We start from the raw sequence: 15,715 nt of genomic DNA on the forward strand, positions 1-15,715 counted from the left end.
CGGGGCGGACTCGAAGGAGTCGGAGGTCTGCCGCGCGACGACCGCCGGGGCCGGGGGAGGCGGAGGCGGGCGGACCTCCGGGGTCAGGGCCTGCTTCACTCGCGCCGCGATGGCGCCGCCAATGGACTCGCCGATTCTGGTCATGTCGGGTCTCCCCCTCGAACCACCGAGACGGTGGACGTTGATGGATTATCCACCCTTGGCACCCGGAGTTGCGGCGTTCCCACGCCTACATCGGCGCCTGGAGGAGGAGCCCCTTCAGTGCCGGGTGCGGTAGCGGTCCACGGCGGCCAGGAGCACCTCCGTGCGGACGGGCTTGCCCAAGAGGCCCACCGTCCCGGCCGGGGGCGCCTGGAGATCCGGGTCCGCCGTGAGCGCCAGCACGGGCAGCCGTGACGTCAGGTCCAGGTTCCGCAGCCGGGAGAGGAAGCGCTGGTCCTCCGGGTTGCGCAGCATCAGGCTGAGCAGCACCAGGGAGGGGATGTGGGGGAGCCGGGCCAGGACCTCCAGCGCCTGCGTGGCGGTGGCCACGGACAGCACCGTGTAGCCCTCCAGCACCAGGAGGGCCGCCAGGGCCTCACGCAGGTCGTCGTAGCTCTCGACCACCAGCAAGGTCGAGGGGGTGTCCAGGGCATCCACCGTCAAACCATACCGCCGAACCCCCGGGGCGTGCACACCCCGGGGCGCGGGGACGCGTGGCTAGGCGCGGGCCTTGGGGCTGAGCTGGGGCTTGAGGATGACCTTGGTGTAGCCGTCCTTGCGAGCGTCGAACTTCCGGTAGGCGTCCGGCGCGTCCTGCAGCGGCAGGCGGTGGCTGACGATCATTCCAGGCCTGGCGCGGCCCGCGATGATGAGGTCGCGCAGGAAGTGGTTGTAGCGCTTCACCGGCGTCTGGCCGGTGCCCACGGTGATGCCCTTGTCGAACACCTTGGCCCACGGCAGCGGGTAGATGCCCTGCTTGGCGTTCTCGTCCGGAGCGCCGGGGTCCGGGGCCATGTAGACGCCCACGACGCCGATGGAGCCCGTGGGGTTCACCAGCTCCGCCAGCTGCTCCAGCACCTGGGTGGGCTTCTCCCGGCCGCCGTGCGCGTCCGCGCCCTGGATGTCGCGCGACTGGTAGCCCACGGCGTCGATGCCGCACATCACGCCCAGGGCCTTCTCCTCACCGGGGCGCAGCGCGCCCATGATGAGCGGGTTGCCCCGGCGCAGGTCCAAGATCTGCTTCACCGGGTCACCCTTCGTGAAGTCGATGGGGGTGGCGCCCATCTCCTTCACCTTGGCCAGGCGCTCCGGGACGCTGTCCACCACGTAGACCTCCGAGGCGCCGCGCAAGAGCGCGCAGTAGCCGGCGAGCAGGCCCACGGGCCCCGCGCCGAAGACGGCCACCGTGGCCCCGGGCCGCACGTTCGCGAGCTCGGTGCCGTGGTAGGCGGTGGGGAAGACGTCGGACAGGAGGAGGAAGTCGTCCTCCAGGTCGTCGCCCGGCTGCCCGGGCACCTTCAGGCAGTTGAAGTCCGCCCAGGGCACCCGGAGCAGCTCCGCCTGTCCGCCCCGGTACGGGCCCATGCCCGCGTAGCCGTAGCCCGCGTGCGGCGCGTCCGGGTTGGCGACGAGGCAGGCCTCCGTGCGGCCGCGCACGCAGTCGAAGCAGGTGCCGCAGGCGATGTTGAAGGGCAGCACCACGCGGTCGCCCTTCTTGATGCCCACCACGCCGGGGCCCACCTGCTCCACGACGCCCATGTTCTCGTGGCCGAACACCTGTCCGGCCTTGGACGCGGTGCGGCCCTCGTACATGTGCAGGTCGCTTCCGCAGATGCCCGCGGACGTGACGCGGATGACACAGTCGGTGGGCGCCTCCAGCTTCGGATCCTCCACCTCCTCCACCTGCACCTGGCTGTTCTGCTTGTAGACGACGGCGAGCATGGGCCTCTCCCGGGTTGGGCCGTAACGCGGCCCACCAAAAGTGGGACGCGGCGCGGCCACGGGAAGCGGCTGTGGAAATTGCAAGCCCGGCCGCCCCGTGCAGGCGTGTGGGGCGGGCGCGCGTTCAAGCCCCCGCGCCCGTCAGCCGGGCCACGGTGTCCACCAGGTCGCGCAGGGAGAAGGGCTTCTTGAGGAAGCCGTCCCAGCGCTGCTCCTCGGCCTTCGCCCTGGGCGGCTGGATGGCGCTCATGACGAGGATGGGGAAGCGGAGGCTTGCGTCCTTGCGGATGGCGTCGATGGTCTCGTAGCCGTTCATCACCGGCATCATCACGTCGATGATGGCCAGGTCGGGCTTCTCGTCCTTGAGTCTGGCCAGCGCCTCGCGGCCGTTGCCGCAGACGATGACGCGCAGCTGCTCCTCCTCCAGGATGGCCTGGATGGCCTCCGCGATGTCCTGCTCATCGTCCACGACGAGCACGGTCTTCATGACCGCCTCCGCCGGGACGTGCCCGCCGGGGCCTTCTTCGCGGCTGGCTTCTTCTTCGCGGAGGCCTGGCGGCCCCGCTTCTTGCGCGCGCCCAGGGGGGCCTTCACGTTGTCGGGCCGGGCGCTGTCGCCGCCGGAGATGCGCGCATGGCCCGTGAGGATGCTCTCCGCGCTCTCGAAGGTGTCCGCGACCCGGATGCCCTTCTCGCTGATGGAGAACTCGCGGATGCCGCTGTCGTAGGCGCTCTCCCGCATCTTCATGATGGAGAGCAGGCGGTAGAGCTGCGAGCGCAGCTCCACGTAGCGCACCAGGATGACGTTCTCCACGGTGGACGCGGCCTCCGGCTGGGGCATCTCCACGCCGGGGCTGAACAGGGGCGTCTCATCCGAGTACAGCGTGGTGACGTCCATCATCCGCAGCTGGTGGGTGAGCGCGGAGAAGAAGCGGCCCAGCCGGTCCGGGTACACGGCGGCCGAGCGGAAGCCGGACACGCCGTCGATGAACAGGCGCAGGCGGTCCACCTTGCGCTCCGCGATGCGCTCCAGCAGCCGCTCCGCCAGCGAGTCCATGTTGTGCTCCAGCGGCGGCTGCCACTGGATTTCAATGAGGCCCTCGTCCACGTACTTCTTGAGGTCCCCCATGCCGGTGCCCTCCGCCTTCTCGATGAGGCGGGGGGGCGTCTCGAAGAAGCCGAAGTAGACGCCCGGCTGGCCCTCGCGCGCGCCCTGGAGGAGGAAGTGCAGCCCCAGCAGCGTCTTGCCCGTGCCGGGCGCGCCCAGGAGCAGCGTGGTGGAGCCGGACAGCACGCCGCCCCGGAGCGCGTCGTCCAGGCGGGGGATGCCGAAGGGCATGCGGACGCGGTCCTCGCGCCCTCCGCCGCGGGGTGCGCGAACTGCACCTCCGTGCGCGGGTGGATGACCATGCCCTGGTTGGAGATCTCCACCTCGTGGCGGCCCAGGAGCGACGGCCCGCCGCGGAACTTGATGGCGATGAGCTCGCGCACCGCGCGGGGCCCGTGCAGCCAGAGGGACAATTCGAAGATGCCGTCCACCGCGGTGTTCTCCGGGTGGATCTCCCCTTCATGGTGCGGGGCGAGCAGCAGCGAGGTGCAGCCCAGGATGCTGCAGAAGGTCTGCAGGTCCTGCAGGAAGCGCTTGAAGCTCAGGTCCGAGCGGGCGAACTCCTTCGCCGCGTCCATGCCGTCGATGATGAGCAGCGTGGTGCCGTGCGCCTGCGCGTTCTTGCGCAAGAGCTCCAGCAGCCCCTTGAGCCCGTCGCGCTCCAGGTCGCGGTAGCCGCTCAGGTACTGGAGCCGGTCCGGGATGACGCTGGCGTCGTAGAAGGTCATCTGCGACAGGTTCTCCAGCATGCGCCCGTGCGACTCCGACAGCAGCGTCACGTAGAGCGCCTTGCCGCCGTTCCTCACGTGCTGGAAGGCGATCTGGTTCGCGAGCACCGTCTTGCCGGAGCCCGGCGGCCCGATGATGGCGTAGGACGAGCCCTGGATGAGGCCGCCCTTGGTGATGAAGTCCAGCCGGGGCACGTTGGTGATGAGCCGCTTCGCCGGACTCTTTGCTTCGTCGGACGGGGTGCTTCCGTCCGCGTCTTCGCTCTTCGACACGAAACCTTCTCCTCTGGGGATGTCAGTACCGCTGGGTGCGATGCAGGGGGAGCGTCAGCTCGAAACACGCGCCCTGGCCCGGGGCGCTCTTCACGGTCAGCGTGCCGTCGTGCGCGGCGGCGATCTCCTGGGCCAGGAAGAGCCCCAGGCCCAGCCCGTCGAACCGCCCGGCGGACGGCACGCGCTCGAAGCGGCGGAAGATGCGCGCGTGGTCCTCCGGCGCGATGCCCACGCCCTGGTCCTCCACCGTGAGCACCGCGTGGCCCTCGTGCGTGGACAGGCGCGCCCGCGCGGGCCGGCCCTGGCCGAACTTGACGGCGTTGGACAGCAGGTGGCCCACGGCCTGCGCCAGCATGCGCGGGTCGCCGAAGAGCGTGACGGGCGCGTCGGGGAGGACGGCGTCCAGGTCCACGTTCGCGCTGCGGGCCGGGGCCTGGAAGCGCTCCACCTGCTCGCGCACCAGCCGGGAGAAGTCCACCGTGTCCACCTGCAGGGCGATGTCCCGCGTGGACAGGCGCGACACGTCCAGCAGGCTGTCCACCAGGTTCTGCAGCCGCGTGAGCTGGCGCACCGCCGGGGTGAGGCGCTTCTCCATGGGGCCGCGCGCCTCCGTGTCGCTCAGCACCATCTCCACCGCGCGCTCCAGGTTGAGGCGCAGCACGGTGAGGGGCGTCTTCAGCTCATGCGCGGCGATGCTGAGGAAGTGGTCGCGCGCGCGCACGGCGTCCCGGGCGCGGGCTTGGAGGCGCAGGAGCGCTTCGACGTTCGCGAGCAGCTCGTCCTCCGCCAGGGGCCGCGTCCAGTACGCGTCCGCGCCCTGGGCCAGGCCCCGCACGCGGTCCTCGCGCCGCACGGACACGGACGACAGGTGGGCGATGAGCAGGTCGTGCGTGGCCTCGTCCGCGCGCAGGCGGCGGCACACCTCGTAGCCGTCGATGTCCGGCATGTGCACGTCCAGCAGCACCAGGTCGGGCTGCCCCTGGGCCAGCCGCAGCGCCTCGCGTCCGCCGGTGGCCTCGAGCACCTGGTAGCCGCCCTGCCGGAGCGTGAGGCTCAGCAGGTACAACGTCGCCGGGTCGTCGTTGACGTTGAGGACCGTGAGGGCGGGACGGGCCCCCCGGGCGTCTTGGGAATCGGTGGTGTTCACGGGCCGTGCAGCCGAAACAGTGGGGGCGAGCGCGGCGAATGGAACCACCCGCATCCAAAAAAGATGGGCGGCAGTGTGCCCGGCATCCTGGCGGGTGTTGTCCGCCGGACGGATGCCGCGCCGCGGACGTGAGCCTTCCTCCAGGCAGGCCGCCGGACGCAGGATGGGGGGCTGCCCCTCGAGGGGCTCCAGGCGGCCTGGGAACGCGAAGGGGACCCGGGTGAGCGCCCCGGATCCCCTCGCGTGTCACTTCACGTGCGCCGCCGTGAGGCTCACTGGACGGCGAACACCAGGTCGTCGCGGTCGTTGTAGCTGTTGGACACGCACGGGCTGGACGGGCTGCCGGTGCCGTAGCGGAACTGCGCGCGCACGGCCTGGGTGGCGCCGGAGGGCAGCGTGTACGTGGCCGACAGCGTCTGGGCGCCCGCGGTCGGCGGGGTGAGCGTGGTGAGCAGCGTCCAGACAGGCGTCGTCGCGGTGGCGTTGGCCGTGTAGTACAGGTCCAGCCGGTCCGACGACGCGCTGGCGTAGGCCCAGATGGAGGCCTCCACCTTCACCTGCTTGCCCGCGGCGAAGTTGGAGCCGTCCAGGGTGGAGACCTTGATGGCCTCCACGGACTCATCGCTCTTGTAGGTGCCGGAGCTGCCGTCGCCGCACGTGCCGCGCAGCGTGTTGGGCGTGTTCTTCTCCGGGCCCACGGTGCCGCGGCCGTTGAACAGCGTGCCGCTGTCGCAGGTGGCGGCCGCCGCGCTGCAACGCAGCGTCCGGAGCGTGGTGTCGTAGGTGCCGGACGTGGACACGTTGGCCACCGTCACCGTCCGAGCCGTCGTGGTGGCGGTGTTGCCCGCGCTGTCGTGCGCCTTCGCCGCCACCGTGTGGCTGCCGTTGGCCACCGCGCGGCTGTCCCACGCGAAGCTGTACGGCGAGGAGAACACCGTGCCCTTCACCACGCCGTCCACCAGGAACTCCACCTTGCTGACGCCCACGTTGTCCGTGGCCGTCGCGGTGATGTTGGTGGTGCCGTTGACCGTCGCGCCGCTCGCCGGCGCGGTGAGCGACACGGACGGGGCCTGGGTGTCCGTGGGCTGGCCGGGCAGGGTGCCCTTGCCCAGCTCCGCCAGGTACGCGGCGCCGATGCGCGCGAACTTCAGCGCGTTGTTGGCGTTGTTGTTGGTGGTCCCGTCCGTGCTGTTGGCCAGCGTGTCGTTGGCCGTGTGGATGAAGGGGTTGTCCTGGCTCAGCAGCGCTTCGAACGGGATGGACGCCGGGTAGCCCTGCGCGTTCCACGACGCGTGGTCCGAGCAGCCGTAGCCGCACGTGATGTTGGTGCGCGTGTAGCCCGTGTACGTGTCGATGAGGTTGCCCAGGAACGCGTTCTGCGCCGCGTTGGTGTTGTCCGTGACCAGGGTCACCTCCGCCGTGGAGCCGCGGTAGTTGGTCATGTCCAGCTGGAGCACGCCCACCACGTTGGTGCCCGCGGACTTGTGCGCCTGCGCGATGGCCTGCGAGCCGTAGAGGCCCACCTCCTCCGCCGCGTACGCCATGAACTTCACCGTGCGCGCCGGCGTGTAGCCCTTCGCCATGGCCACGCGGAAGACCTCTGACAGCGTGGCGACACCGGAGGCGTCGTCATCCGCGCCCGGCGCGGTCGCGGTGGGACGGCTGGAGGAGCCCACGGTGATGTTGATGGAGTCCAGGTGGCCGCCAATCACCACCACCTCGTCCGGGTAGACGGCGCCGGTGATGGTGGCGATGACGGACGGCTGGGTCCAGCCCGAGTGCGTGTACAGCTGCACGCTCACGTCGCCGCGTCCGGCGGCGTAGGACTCCCAGGCGCTCTTGAGCCAGCTGGCCGCCTGCGTGCCGCCCGTGGAGTTGTTGTAGTAGCGGTTCGTGTAGCTGGACAGCTGGACGATGGTGCTGCGCAGGCTGGCCTCCTGGAGGCCGGAGAACAGCCCGTTGACCACCGCCGCGTTGTCCAGCGAGTAGCTCACCAGCGACTGCGTGGCCTGCGCGGGCGCGAGCGCCGCGAGCGCCGCCTCCTGCGTGTCGTGCGCCATGAAGCCCGCGCAGCGGTGGTACTGGTCATGCATGATGGCGGACACGTCGCCCAGCTGCGACTCGGTGAGCTTGAGCACGCTCACGCCGTTCGCCTCCTTCACCAGCGTGGGCGCGCTCCCGGCCGCGCGGAACGACGCGCGCACCGCCGTCACCGCCTCCGAACCGATGGTGATGAAGACCTCCTTGTCACGCGACTCCGCGGAGGCGGTGGCGCAGCACAGCGACACGACGACGGGGGCCAAGCTCTTCAAACGCATGTTCCGCTCCGATTCCAGGCGAGGGGCGCGCTGGCGGGGCACGGCGGGGACCTCCCACGTCCGGTCCAGACCGGGTGTCCAGACCTCGTGGATTGGGGCGCATCCTGTGGAATTCAAGATGAGGCCGTCAAGGCTGACAGCATCGTGAAACAGGATGAGACAGTCTTGGCCGCCACGAATGACGCACCCGGGCCAGGCCTGGACGCACCGCGGAAGGGCTCACGCGGCGTGGCGAACAGGGGGGCGGAAGGGTGAGGGGAGGGGGAGGTCGCCGCGGGGGCGGCGCGGCCTCAGGTCTGCAGGTTCATGGACAGCGAGCGGCCGGCGGCGAACCGGGGCTCCGACTGGAGCTTCTCCAGCACGCGGTCCGTGGCGATGAGCGTCACCTGGGGCAGCAGGCCCGGCTCGCTCATCCACTTCACCGCGCCCAGCAGGTGCTGGGCCTTGATGAACTCCAGGACGGCGCCGTGGAAGGCCTTGCCGTCCTCGCGCCACTGCCGGGCCAGCTCCGCCCGGCCCCGCGTCACCTGCGCCTGGGCAGCCCGGGATGCTCCGGGGCCCCTGGAGGCCTTGGCCGGACGCTGCTTCGGGGACCTGTCGTCTTCACAGGGCAGGACGATGATTTCGATGAACATCGCGGCACCCTCCTGAAGGCAAGAACTGCGAAGTGGCGCGGACTATCGCATGAAGCTGCGTCCTCCCGCCGCCAGGTGCCCGCGCTTTTGTGGTGGGTTGCTGCCGCTTTCACGACTTCCCGGGCGCAGGCGCCTTGACATGCGTGATTTGCCGCTCTGAAGGTCGCCCCTCCGCTGGTTGTCGGACACACCGACGGCAGCGAAGTCACGGAGGGCAGACCATGGAACTGCACCACGGCCGCATGTTCGACCACGTCCACCTCCAGGTCCGGGACCTGGAGGCGAGCAAGCGCTTCTACCGCGCGGTGCTGGAGGTGATGGGCATCCCGGTCTTCAACGAGAGCGAGCGGCACCTGGCCGCGGACGAGCTCTTTATCAGCAGCGACCGCGAGCCCACCGCGCGCGTGCACCTGGCCTTCCAGGCGAAGGACCGGGAGATGGTGCACCGCTTCCACCAGGCGGCGCTGGCCGCGGGCGGCCGTGACAACGGCGCGCCCGGGGAGCGCCATTACCACCCGGGGTACTACGCGGCCTTCGTGTTGGATCCGGACGGCAACAACATCGAGATGGTCCACCACGGGCCGGCGAAGCGCTCCGCGCCGTCCGTCGTGTACACCTGGTGAACGCCGCGCCGGCAAGGCACGGGGGCCCCCGGGATGACACCCGGGAGCCCCCATGGAACAGCGGACGGCGGAGCGGCTAGCGCGCCGTCAGGGCCCGGCCCCGCACCTGCTTCGCGGCAGGGGCGGTGGGGCTGGCGGCCACCGCGGACACGACGCTGAACACCAGGTCGTCGCGGTCGTTGTAGCTGCCGGACACGCAGGCGCTGGTGGGCGTGCTGCTGAAGCGTAACTGCGCGCGCACGGCGTGCTGGCCGGTGGTGCTGCCCACGGTGACGGGGAAGGAGAACGTCTTCAGCCCCACCGAGGTGCAGGCCTGGCCGGTGGTGATGGCCGTCCACGCGGGCGTGGTGGTGTTCGTCGTGTAGTACAGGTCCAGCTGGTCGCTGGTGCCGTAGCACCACACCGTCACGTCCACGGTGAGCTGCTTGCCCGGGGTGATGGTGCCCTGGTCCACCGTCTTGAGCACGATGCGGTCGATGCTCTCATCCGAGTGGTAGGTGCCCGTGGAGCCGTCCGCGCAGGTGGCGCCCAGGGTGTTGGGCTGGTTGGGCTCAAGGCCGCCGGACAGCGTGCCGCGGCCGTTGACCAGCGTGGGGCCGGTGTCGCAGCCGCACACGGAGCCGCACGCCGGGGCGCGCAGGTTCGCGTTGTACGTGGCCACGGTGGGCGTGCACACGTTGGTGGTGGTGAAGCTGGACGCGGGGCTGTACGCGCTGGCGCCGCAGCTGTCGGTGGCCCGCGCGCGCCAGTAGTACGCCGTCAGGTTGGACAGGCCGGGCGTCACGTTCCACGCGCTGGAGGACAGGCCGGTGGCGCCGCGCACCACGTTGGTGAACGCGCTGTCGGTGGCCACCTGCACGTCGTACGCGGCCGCGCTCGTCACGTTGGACCAGTCCAGCGCCGGGGACAGGGCGACGCCGGTGGCGCCGCTGGCGGGCGAGGACAGGGTGGGGGCCGCCAGGGTGACGCAGCCGCGCGTGGTGAAGCTCCGCGCCGCGGTCCAGGCGCTGGTGCCGCCGCACGAGTTGAGCGCGCGCACGCGCCAGTAGTAGGCCGTGTTCGCCGTCAGGCCCGGGGCCACCGTCCAGGTGCTGGCCACCAGCGAGTTGGCGCTGCGCACCACGTTGGTGAAGGCGCTGTCGGTGGCCACCTGGACCTCGTAGCCGGACACGCCCGTGACGTCCGCCCAGTCCAGCACCGCGAGCAGCTCCACGCCGGTGGCGCCGGAGGCGGGGGTGGACAGCGCGGGCGCGCCGGGCGCCGCGCAGGTGGGCGTGGTGCAGGTGCAGGCGGACGCCTGGCCGAAGCACGCGTTGCTGCTCGCGGGCACGACCGAGTAGCAGTACTGGCGGCCGTTGGCGACCTCCGGGTCCGTGTAGCTGGTGCCGGTGACGGTGGCGACGCGCGCCTTGCCGAAGTCACAGCCCGCGAAGCCCTCCGTCTTCATCACCCAGTACTGGCTGGCGCCCGCGGACGCCGTCCACGCCAGGCTCACCTGGCTGTCGCCCGGGGTGGCCGTGGTGGTGGGGGCCGCCGTGGGGCCCGCCGCGCAGCCGCCGTTGGTGGGCGCGGGCGTGGAGCAGGCGATGTTGTGGCGGTTGTAGGCGGCGTAGATGGCCGTCATGTGCGGCGTGCCGTCCGCCAGGTTGCCGTTGTCGTCGTCCGCGGCCAGCCACTGCATGTAGCCGTTCGTCGCGCCGCAGCCGTCGGACGTGCCGGCGGTGCAGTTGCAGGCGTGCCACGTGCCGATGTTGCCGGAGCCCTGGTAGAAGAGCTTGTTGCCCAGCAGGAACGCGTCGTTGGAGTTGTAGTTGAAGGGCGCGGCGGTGAGGTCGCGCGTCACCAGGTCCCACGCCGCCTGGCGCACCGGGGACGCGGCGCAGTGCACCTGCTTGCTGCACGGGCCGGAGCCGGACGAGCACATCTTGCAGGTGAAGTTCTGCGGGGTGGCCGGGATGTTCGGCGCGCTCGCCGCCCAGTCCGCGTCGCGCACGCCCGAGCAGCGCAGGTTGCACCAGGACTGGCCCGCCACCTGCGACTCCTGCTGGTTGTAGCCCGTGCCGTCCGGCGTGAGGCCGCAGCCGGTGTTCGTCGTCTGGAAGAAGCCGTAGCCCACGCAGGACGTCTGCAGGCGCAGGATGCCCGCGATGTCCGCGTAGCCCTCGCTGGAGTTGGACAGCGAGCCGTTGGCGTCGAAGTTGTCCATGCCGTGGCCCCACTCGTGGTCGAACACCGCGCCAATCTCACCGGTGTTCCGGCAGCCGCCACCGGACTTGTAGAAGTTCACGGTGCTGCCGTTCCAGAACGCGTTGCACGTGCTGGACAGGTTCACGTTGGACGTGAGCTGGCCCTGCAGCCAGGTGTTGGAGGGCAGCCAGCCGCGGGCCACCTCTTTAATCTTGTTCAGCTCGTAGAAGCTGGAGCGCGCCGCCGGGGTGTTGCCGGGGGACGTGCCCGCGGGCACCGTGCAGTCGTGGTCGTTGTTCACGCCGCCCAGGTCCAGGGTGCCCGTGGCGGAGCTGACGTTCACGGCGCCGCAGCTGTCGGAGATCTTCACGTACTTGCCCGCGAGCGTCGTGGAGACGCTGCCGGCGCTGTAGTTGTAGATGCCCGCGCCGTCGGTGAAGTTGTTGGGCGACGCGAAGCCGGTGTTCGCCCACGGCATGGGGGAGTTGGGCTGCATCGTGCCGCACGTCTCCTTCGACGTGCAGGTCCCGATGTTGGTGGACGGGTACACGCCGCCCTTCACCTGGGCGTCGAAGTAGTGGTTGTCGTCCTCCACGGCCAGCACCTCGCCGGAGTTCGCGTCCACCGTCACCTTCCAGCGCTCGTGCTCCCCGGGGTTGGAGAAGCCGTAGCTCCACACCAGCGCGTGGCCATAGCCCTGGCCGAAGGCCGCGCCCGTGCGCGCGTAGGGGGCCACCTCCAGCGTGGGCTGCTGCCACAGGCTGGTGGGCGACAGCGTCTGGCCCAGGAACGAGCTGCCCGCCGTCAGCGCCTGCGACGCGCTGAACGTGGGCTTCAGGTCGATGCCCACGTTGGACCACGCCTCCGTGCCCAGCAGGATGAGGTTGCCGTGGCTGATGGTGGCCGCCAGCCGGCCGTGCCGCACCGGCACGCCGTTCACCACCTGCGGGATGTGCACCTGCCACAGCGAGTCCGTCACCTGCGTCACGCGCGGCGCGCCCAGCTGCAGCAGGTCCACGCCCAGCGCGTCCTGGTTGTCCGCGACGAACTTGAAGACGAGCTCGCCCACCACCGACTCGTCCACCCCGCCCACGGAGCGGCCCAGCCCCTGACGGACGTCGTCCAGGCTGACGTTGTTGCGGAAGCCGTCACCGGGCAGCAACGGGAAGCTGCCCTGGATGCCCGTGGGCATGCCGGACAGCGGATCCAGGTACACCTGCACGTTGCCGCCGGTGCGGGAGAGGAACTTCGTCCACCGGTCCGCGCCCGCGCGCGGCATCACCGTGCGCGCCTTCTCCAGCGGCACGTTCTGGATGGGCAGGTACAGCTCCGGCTTGAAGAAGGACTTCTTCGCCACCGCGCCCTGCTGCGCGGGCTGGGAGGGTTGGAATGCGTACGTCGTGGACGACACCAAGAGGGCAAGACAACACAACGCGGACCGCAGGGGGCGCATGCACGTCTCCTCGGGTGAGGCCGCCGGACGGGACCGGCGGGCTCCGGGGCGGAGCGCCTCCTGCTTAGGTCAGATGCTTTTTAAAAATGAATTGCGGCTATTCCTGATTAACTTCGAATTTTAGAAATTCGAGCGAAGTCAGTGAGTTGAAGTGTTCAGTTATGGAATGTTCACTCGCGGAGCGTTTCGGTCTGCTCGCAGTATTCCATCCGGCCTCCGGGTCAGGGCTGGGGCCAGAGCCGGACGCGGTCGTCCTGGATGAGCTTGCCGTTCACCGCGTCGGTGGTGCCGCTGGCCATGAAGCGGCGGGGCGTGTCGCGCGTGGCGACGAGCGCGGCCTCCGCCCACACGAGCAGCAGCAGCGCCCCGGCGAGCACGGGCAGCCTCCGGGCCACGGCGGCGTGGCGCTCGCCCAGGACCTTCAGCGGCAGCACCAGCAGCGGCAGGAGCGCGGGGAAGACGACGAGCAGCCCGCGCGCGTAGCCGAAGAAGGCGAGCGTGACGAGCACGCGGTGCAGCACCACCAGCGACAGCAGCCGGAAGGGCGCGTGCGCGGGCCGCAGCGACAGCAGCATCCCCGCGAGCAGCAGCGCCGCGAGCGGCCACTTGAGCCCTCCTGAATCGGGAACGAACACGTCCACCGGGGCGCGCTCGCCGGTGAGGCCCCCGGGCACGTCCGACACGCCGACGCCCAGGCGCAGGCCGTCCAGCCACAGGTCCAGCTTCGTCCACAGCAGCCGGGCCGCGTCGCCGGGCGCGTCCACCATCCAGCGCAGCCCCTGCGCGTAGCCGTGCAGCAGCAGGCGCCGGTGCTCCGGACGGGAAGGGTCCAGCTGGCCGTTGCTGCCGCCCTGGTTGATGAGCGCGGGCGTGAAGCCGCCGGTGGCGCCCGCGTGGTTCGCCATGGCGAAGTTGAGCGGCCCGTACACCGTGACGGGCACCCACTCCGGCAGCGGCTCCAGGTGCGGCGCGCGCGCGTTCAGTTCGCGCATCGTGTCCAGGTTGCGCAGGGCGGAGGGCACCAGCAGCAGCAGGGACACGCCCACCGCCGCGCCCCAGCGCAGGACCCACGGCCTCCATCCACCCGGGCGCTCGCGCGCGGTCCACGCATACCCCAGCAGGAACGGCCACAGCCCCAGGTGCTCCGCGCGGGTGAGCGTGCCCAATCCCATCACCGCGCCCAATCCCAGCACCTCGGCCCGGGACGGCGCCCGGCCGCCCACGCGCAGGCCCAGCGCGCACGTGAAACACAGCCACAGCGCGGACAGGGTTTCATTGCTGTACGTGGTGGAGAGCACCAGCCACCCGAAGCTCGTGGCGTACAGGCCCGCCGCCACCCCGCTCCAGGCCGCTCCCAGCAGGCGCCGCCAGAAGCCCTGGCAGAGCGCCACCGTCGCCGCCCCCAGGCAGGCGAGCGCCAGCTTGTACGGCAGCGCGCTGCCCCGGGGCTCCCCCAGCACCCGGTACAGCCACCCCAGCAGCGCGGGGAACAGGGGCGGGTGGTAGGGCAGGGCGGCCGGGCCCTCGCGGCCCCGCGCCAGCTCCACCGCGGCGGTGTGGAAGAAGCGCGCGTCGCCCGCGAAGAAGACGGAGAAGGGCCAGTCCCGGTCCGGCGAACCCGCCAGGTACAGCCCGCGCAACAGCAGGCTGGCGGCGAACGTGGCCGCCATGCCCCAGGCCGCCGGGTGCCGCCGGATGGTGTCTGGCAGGGAAAGCGGGGCCACGGGCTCGGCTCCTTCCTGGGAGAAAGGCGCCGCACTCTACATTGCCCCGCGCGCTCCGGCCGGGGGCTGGGGTATGGACGGGGTGCGTCAAAACGGGAGGACGTGCATGAGCCGGGTGCTGGACGAGCTGTTGGGGCTGCTGAAGCTGGAGCCCATCGAGGAGAACCTGTTCCGTGGCGCCAGCCAGGACCTGGGCTTCCGGCAGCTCTTCGGAGGGCAGGTGCTGGGGCAGGCCGTGTCCGCCGCCAGCCAGACGGTGGAGGACGCGCGCGCGGTGCACTCGCTGCACGGCTACTTCCTGCGCCCCGGGGACGCGGGCCTGCCCGTCGTCTACACCGTGGACCGCGTGCGCGACGGCGGCAGCTTCACCACCCGCCGCGTGGTGGCCATCCAGAAGGGGCAGCCCATCTTCACGCTGATGGCGTCCTTCCAGGGCGACGAGCCGGGCTTCACGCACCAGGCCACCATGCCGGACGTGCCGCCGCCGGAGTCGCTGCCCACGGACCTGGAGCTCTTGGGGCGCCACGCGGGCCGGATGTCGGAGCGGCACCGGGAGAAGTTCCTCTCCGCCAAGCCCATCGAGATGCGCCCGGTGACGTACGTGGACCCCTTCGAGCCGTCCGCCGAGCCGCCCGTGAAGCACGTCTGGTTCCGCGCCGACGGCGCCATGCCCGACGAGCCCCAGGTGCACCGCTACGTGCTCGCGTACGCCAGCGACTTCAACCTGCTGGGCACCGCGCTCCAGCCGCACGCGCTGACGTTCCTCCAGCCGGGCTTCCAGATGGCCAGCCTGGACCACGCGCTGTGGTTCCACGGCGACCTGAAGGTCAACGACTGGCTGCTCTACAGCATCGAGAGCCCCTGGGCCGGCAACGCCCGGGGCCTGGCGCGCGGGCACGTCTTCACCCGGGACGGGCGGCTCGTGGCCTCCGTGGCCCAGGAGGGCCTGCTGCGCCAGCGCACGGACGCGCGCTAGCGGGGCCCTAGAAGCGCGGGCCCCGGAGGACCTGGGGCCGGGGGCCCAGGTCGATGACGCCGCGGCCGTCGCCGTCGGAGCCCGTGGTGGGCTCGAAGAGCGTGCTCACCGCCACCAGCGAGCCCAGCACCACCGCGCCGATGGTGCCCGTCAAGAGCAGCGTCTTGCCCAGGCTGAACTCCCGCAGCCGGGCGTGGTCCACCTCCGCCAGGGGCACCACGAGCGCGGGCGCGGCCGCGCCGGAGGAGGAGCCCTCCAGCGGCACGCCCCGGAAGCGGTCGGCGTCCACGCCCACCTCGATGAAGCGCTGGAACTCCGCGTCCGCCTGCGCGGAGACCCGCGCCAGCGCCAGCGGCGTGTCCGAGGTGAAGTGGTGCGCCTTGCCCTCCACGTCCAGCACCGTGCGCTGGCGGTCGTTGGGGCGGTTGAGCATCACGTCGCCCAGCTCCCGCAGCAGCGCCGCGTTGTCGTCCTTGAAGCCATCCAGCCGCGCGAGCTGCGGCTTGGGAATGGCGTAGGTCGTGGTGCAGGACGCCAGCAGGGTGACGGCGGTCAGCGCGGCGCACAGGCGCATGAGACGGCTCCTCGGGATGGACGGTGAAAGCCTATCCCGGGGCGTGC

At 71.0% G+C, this 15,715-nt stretch carries 12 protein-coding genes and 1 pseudogene; 2 read left to right on the forward strand and 11 right to left on the reverse strand.

Annotation, left to right across the window (positions count from 1 at the left end):
- Positions 1-258: 258 nt before the first annotated feature.
- From ACLEQD_RS05905 to ACLEQD_RS05940, 8 genes and pseudogenes are all read right to left on the reverse strand, one after another.
- Positions 259-606 (reverse strand): two-component system response regulator, encoded by a 348-nt coding sequence (locus ACLEQD_RS05905; protein WP_410382438.1) that lies wholly within the window; start codon positions 604-606, stop codon positions 259-261.
- A 93-nt stretch (positions 607-699) separates the two neighbouring features.
- Entirely contained in the window at positions 700-1,923 is a 1,224-nt protein-coding gene (locus tag ACLEQD_RS05910) for a glutathione-independent formaldehyde dehydrogenase (protein ID WP_410382400.1), read from the reverse strand.
- A gap of 124 nt (positions 1,924-2,047) precedes the next feature.
- Complete coding sequence (locus ACLEQD_RS05915) at positions 2,048-2,410, reverse strand: response regulator (RefSeq protein ID WP_410382402.1); 363 nt, start codon at positions 2,408-2,410, stop codon at positions 2,048-2,050.
- On the reverse strand, positions 2,407-3,261 hold the full coding sequence (locus tag ACLEQD_RS05920) for an RAD55 family ATPase (RefSeq protein ID WP_410382404.1): 855 nt from the start codon (positions 3,259-3,261) through the stop codon (positions 2,407-2,409). Before ACLEQD_RS05920 ends, ACLEQD_RS05915 begins: the two co-directional genes overlap by 4 nt.
- Positions 3,262-3,371: 110 nt before the next feature.
- A pseudogene (locus tag ACLEQD_RS05925) lies at positions 3,372-4,031 on the reverse strand (RAD55 family ATPase); the annotation flags it as partial.
- Between the two features lie 22 nt (positions 4,032-4,053).
- Positions 4,054-5,178, reverse strand: a complete 1,125-nt coding sequence (locus ACLEQD_RS05930; protein WP_410382406.1) for a hybrid sensor histidine kinase/response regulator — start codon at positions 5,176-5,178, stop codon at positions 4,054-4,056.
- Positions 5,179-5,450: 272 nt separating this feature from the next.
- Positions 5,451-7,496, reverse strand: a complete 2,046-nt coding sequence (locus tag ACLEQD_RS05935) for a M20/M25/M40 family metallo-hydrolase (RefSeq protein ID WP_410382408.1) — start codon at positions 7,494-7,496, stop codon at positions 5,451-5,453.
- 290 nt (positions 7,497-7,786) lie between these two features.
- Positions 7,787-8,131 (reverse strand): hypothetical protein, encoded by a 345-nt coding sequence (locus ACLEQD_RS05940; RefSeq protein WP_410382410.1) that lies wholly within the window; start codon positions 8,129-8,131, stop codon positions 7,787-7,789.
- Between the two features lie 221 nt (positions 8,132-8,352).
- Here ACLEQD_RS05940 and ACLEQD_RS05945 point away from each other — a divergent pair, with 221 nt between their 5' ends.
- On the forward strand, positions 8,353-8,754 hold the full coding sequence (locus ACLEQD_RS05945; RefSeq protein ID WP_410382412.1) for a VOC family protein: 402 nt from the start codon (positions 8,353-8,355) through the stop codon (positions 8,752-8,754).
- A gap of 76 nt (positions 8,755-8,830) precedes the next feature.
- On the opposite strand, the gene ACLEQD_RS05950 is transcribed toward ACLEQD_RS05945, so the two are convergent.
- Positions 8,831-12,394, reverse strand: a complete 3,564-nt coding sequence (locus ACLEQD_RS05950; RefSeq protein ID WP_410382413.1) for an endopeptidase — start codon at positions 12,392-12,394, stop codon at positions 8,831-8,833.
- 221 nt (positions 12,395-12,615) lie between these two features.
- Entirely contained in the window at positions 12,616-14,118 is a 1,503-nt protein-coding gene (locus ACLEQD_RS05955) for an ArnT family glycosyltransferase (RefSeq protein WP_410382415.1), read from the reverse strand.
- Positions 14,119-14,224: 106 nt separating this feature from the next.
- Between ACLEQD_RS05955 and tesB the strand changes: the two genes are divergently transcribed.
- Complete coding sequence (tesB, locus tag ACLEQD_RS05960; protein ID WP_171414622.1) at positions 14,225-15,094, forward strand: acyl-CoA thioesterase II; 870 nt, start codon at positions 14,225-14,227, stop codon at positions 15,092-15,094.
- A 7-nt stretch (positions 15,095-15,101) separates the two neighbouring features.
- Here the strand turns inward: tesB and ACLEQD_RS05965 are convergent, their stop codons facing one another.
- Positions 15,102-15,668: a hypothetical protein gene (locus ACLEQD_RS05965; RefSeq protein WP_410382417.1), complete on the reverse strand. Its 567-nt coding sequence runs from the start codon at positions 15,666-15,668 to the stop codon at positions 15,102-15,104.
- Between the last annotated feature and the right edge of the window lie 47 nt (positions 15,669-15,715).

Source organism: Corallococcus sp. 4LFB (assembly GCF_046520365.1).
In the GTDB taxonomy this organism is placed as follows: Bacteria; Myxococcota; Myxococcia; order Myxococcales; family Myxococcaceae; genus Corallococcus; species Corallococcus caeni.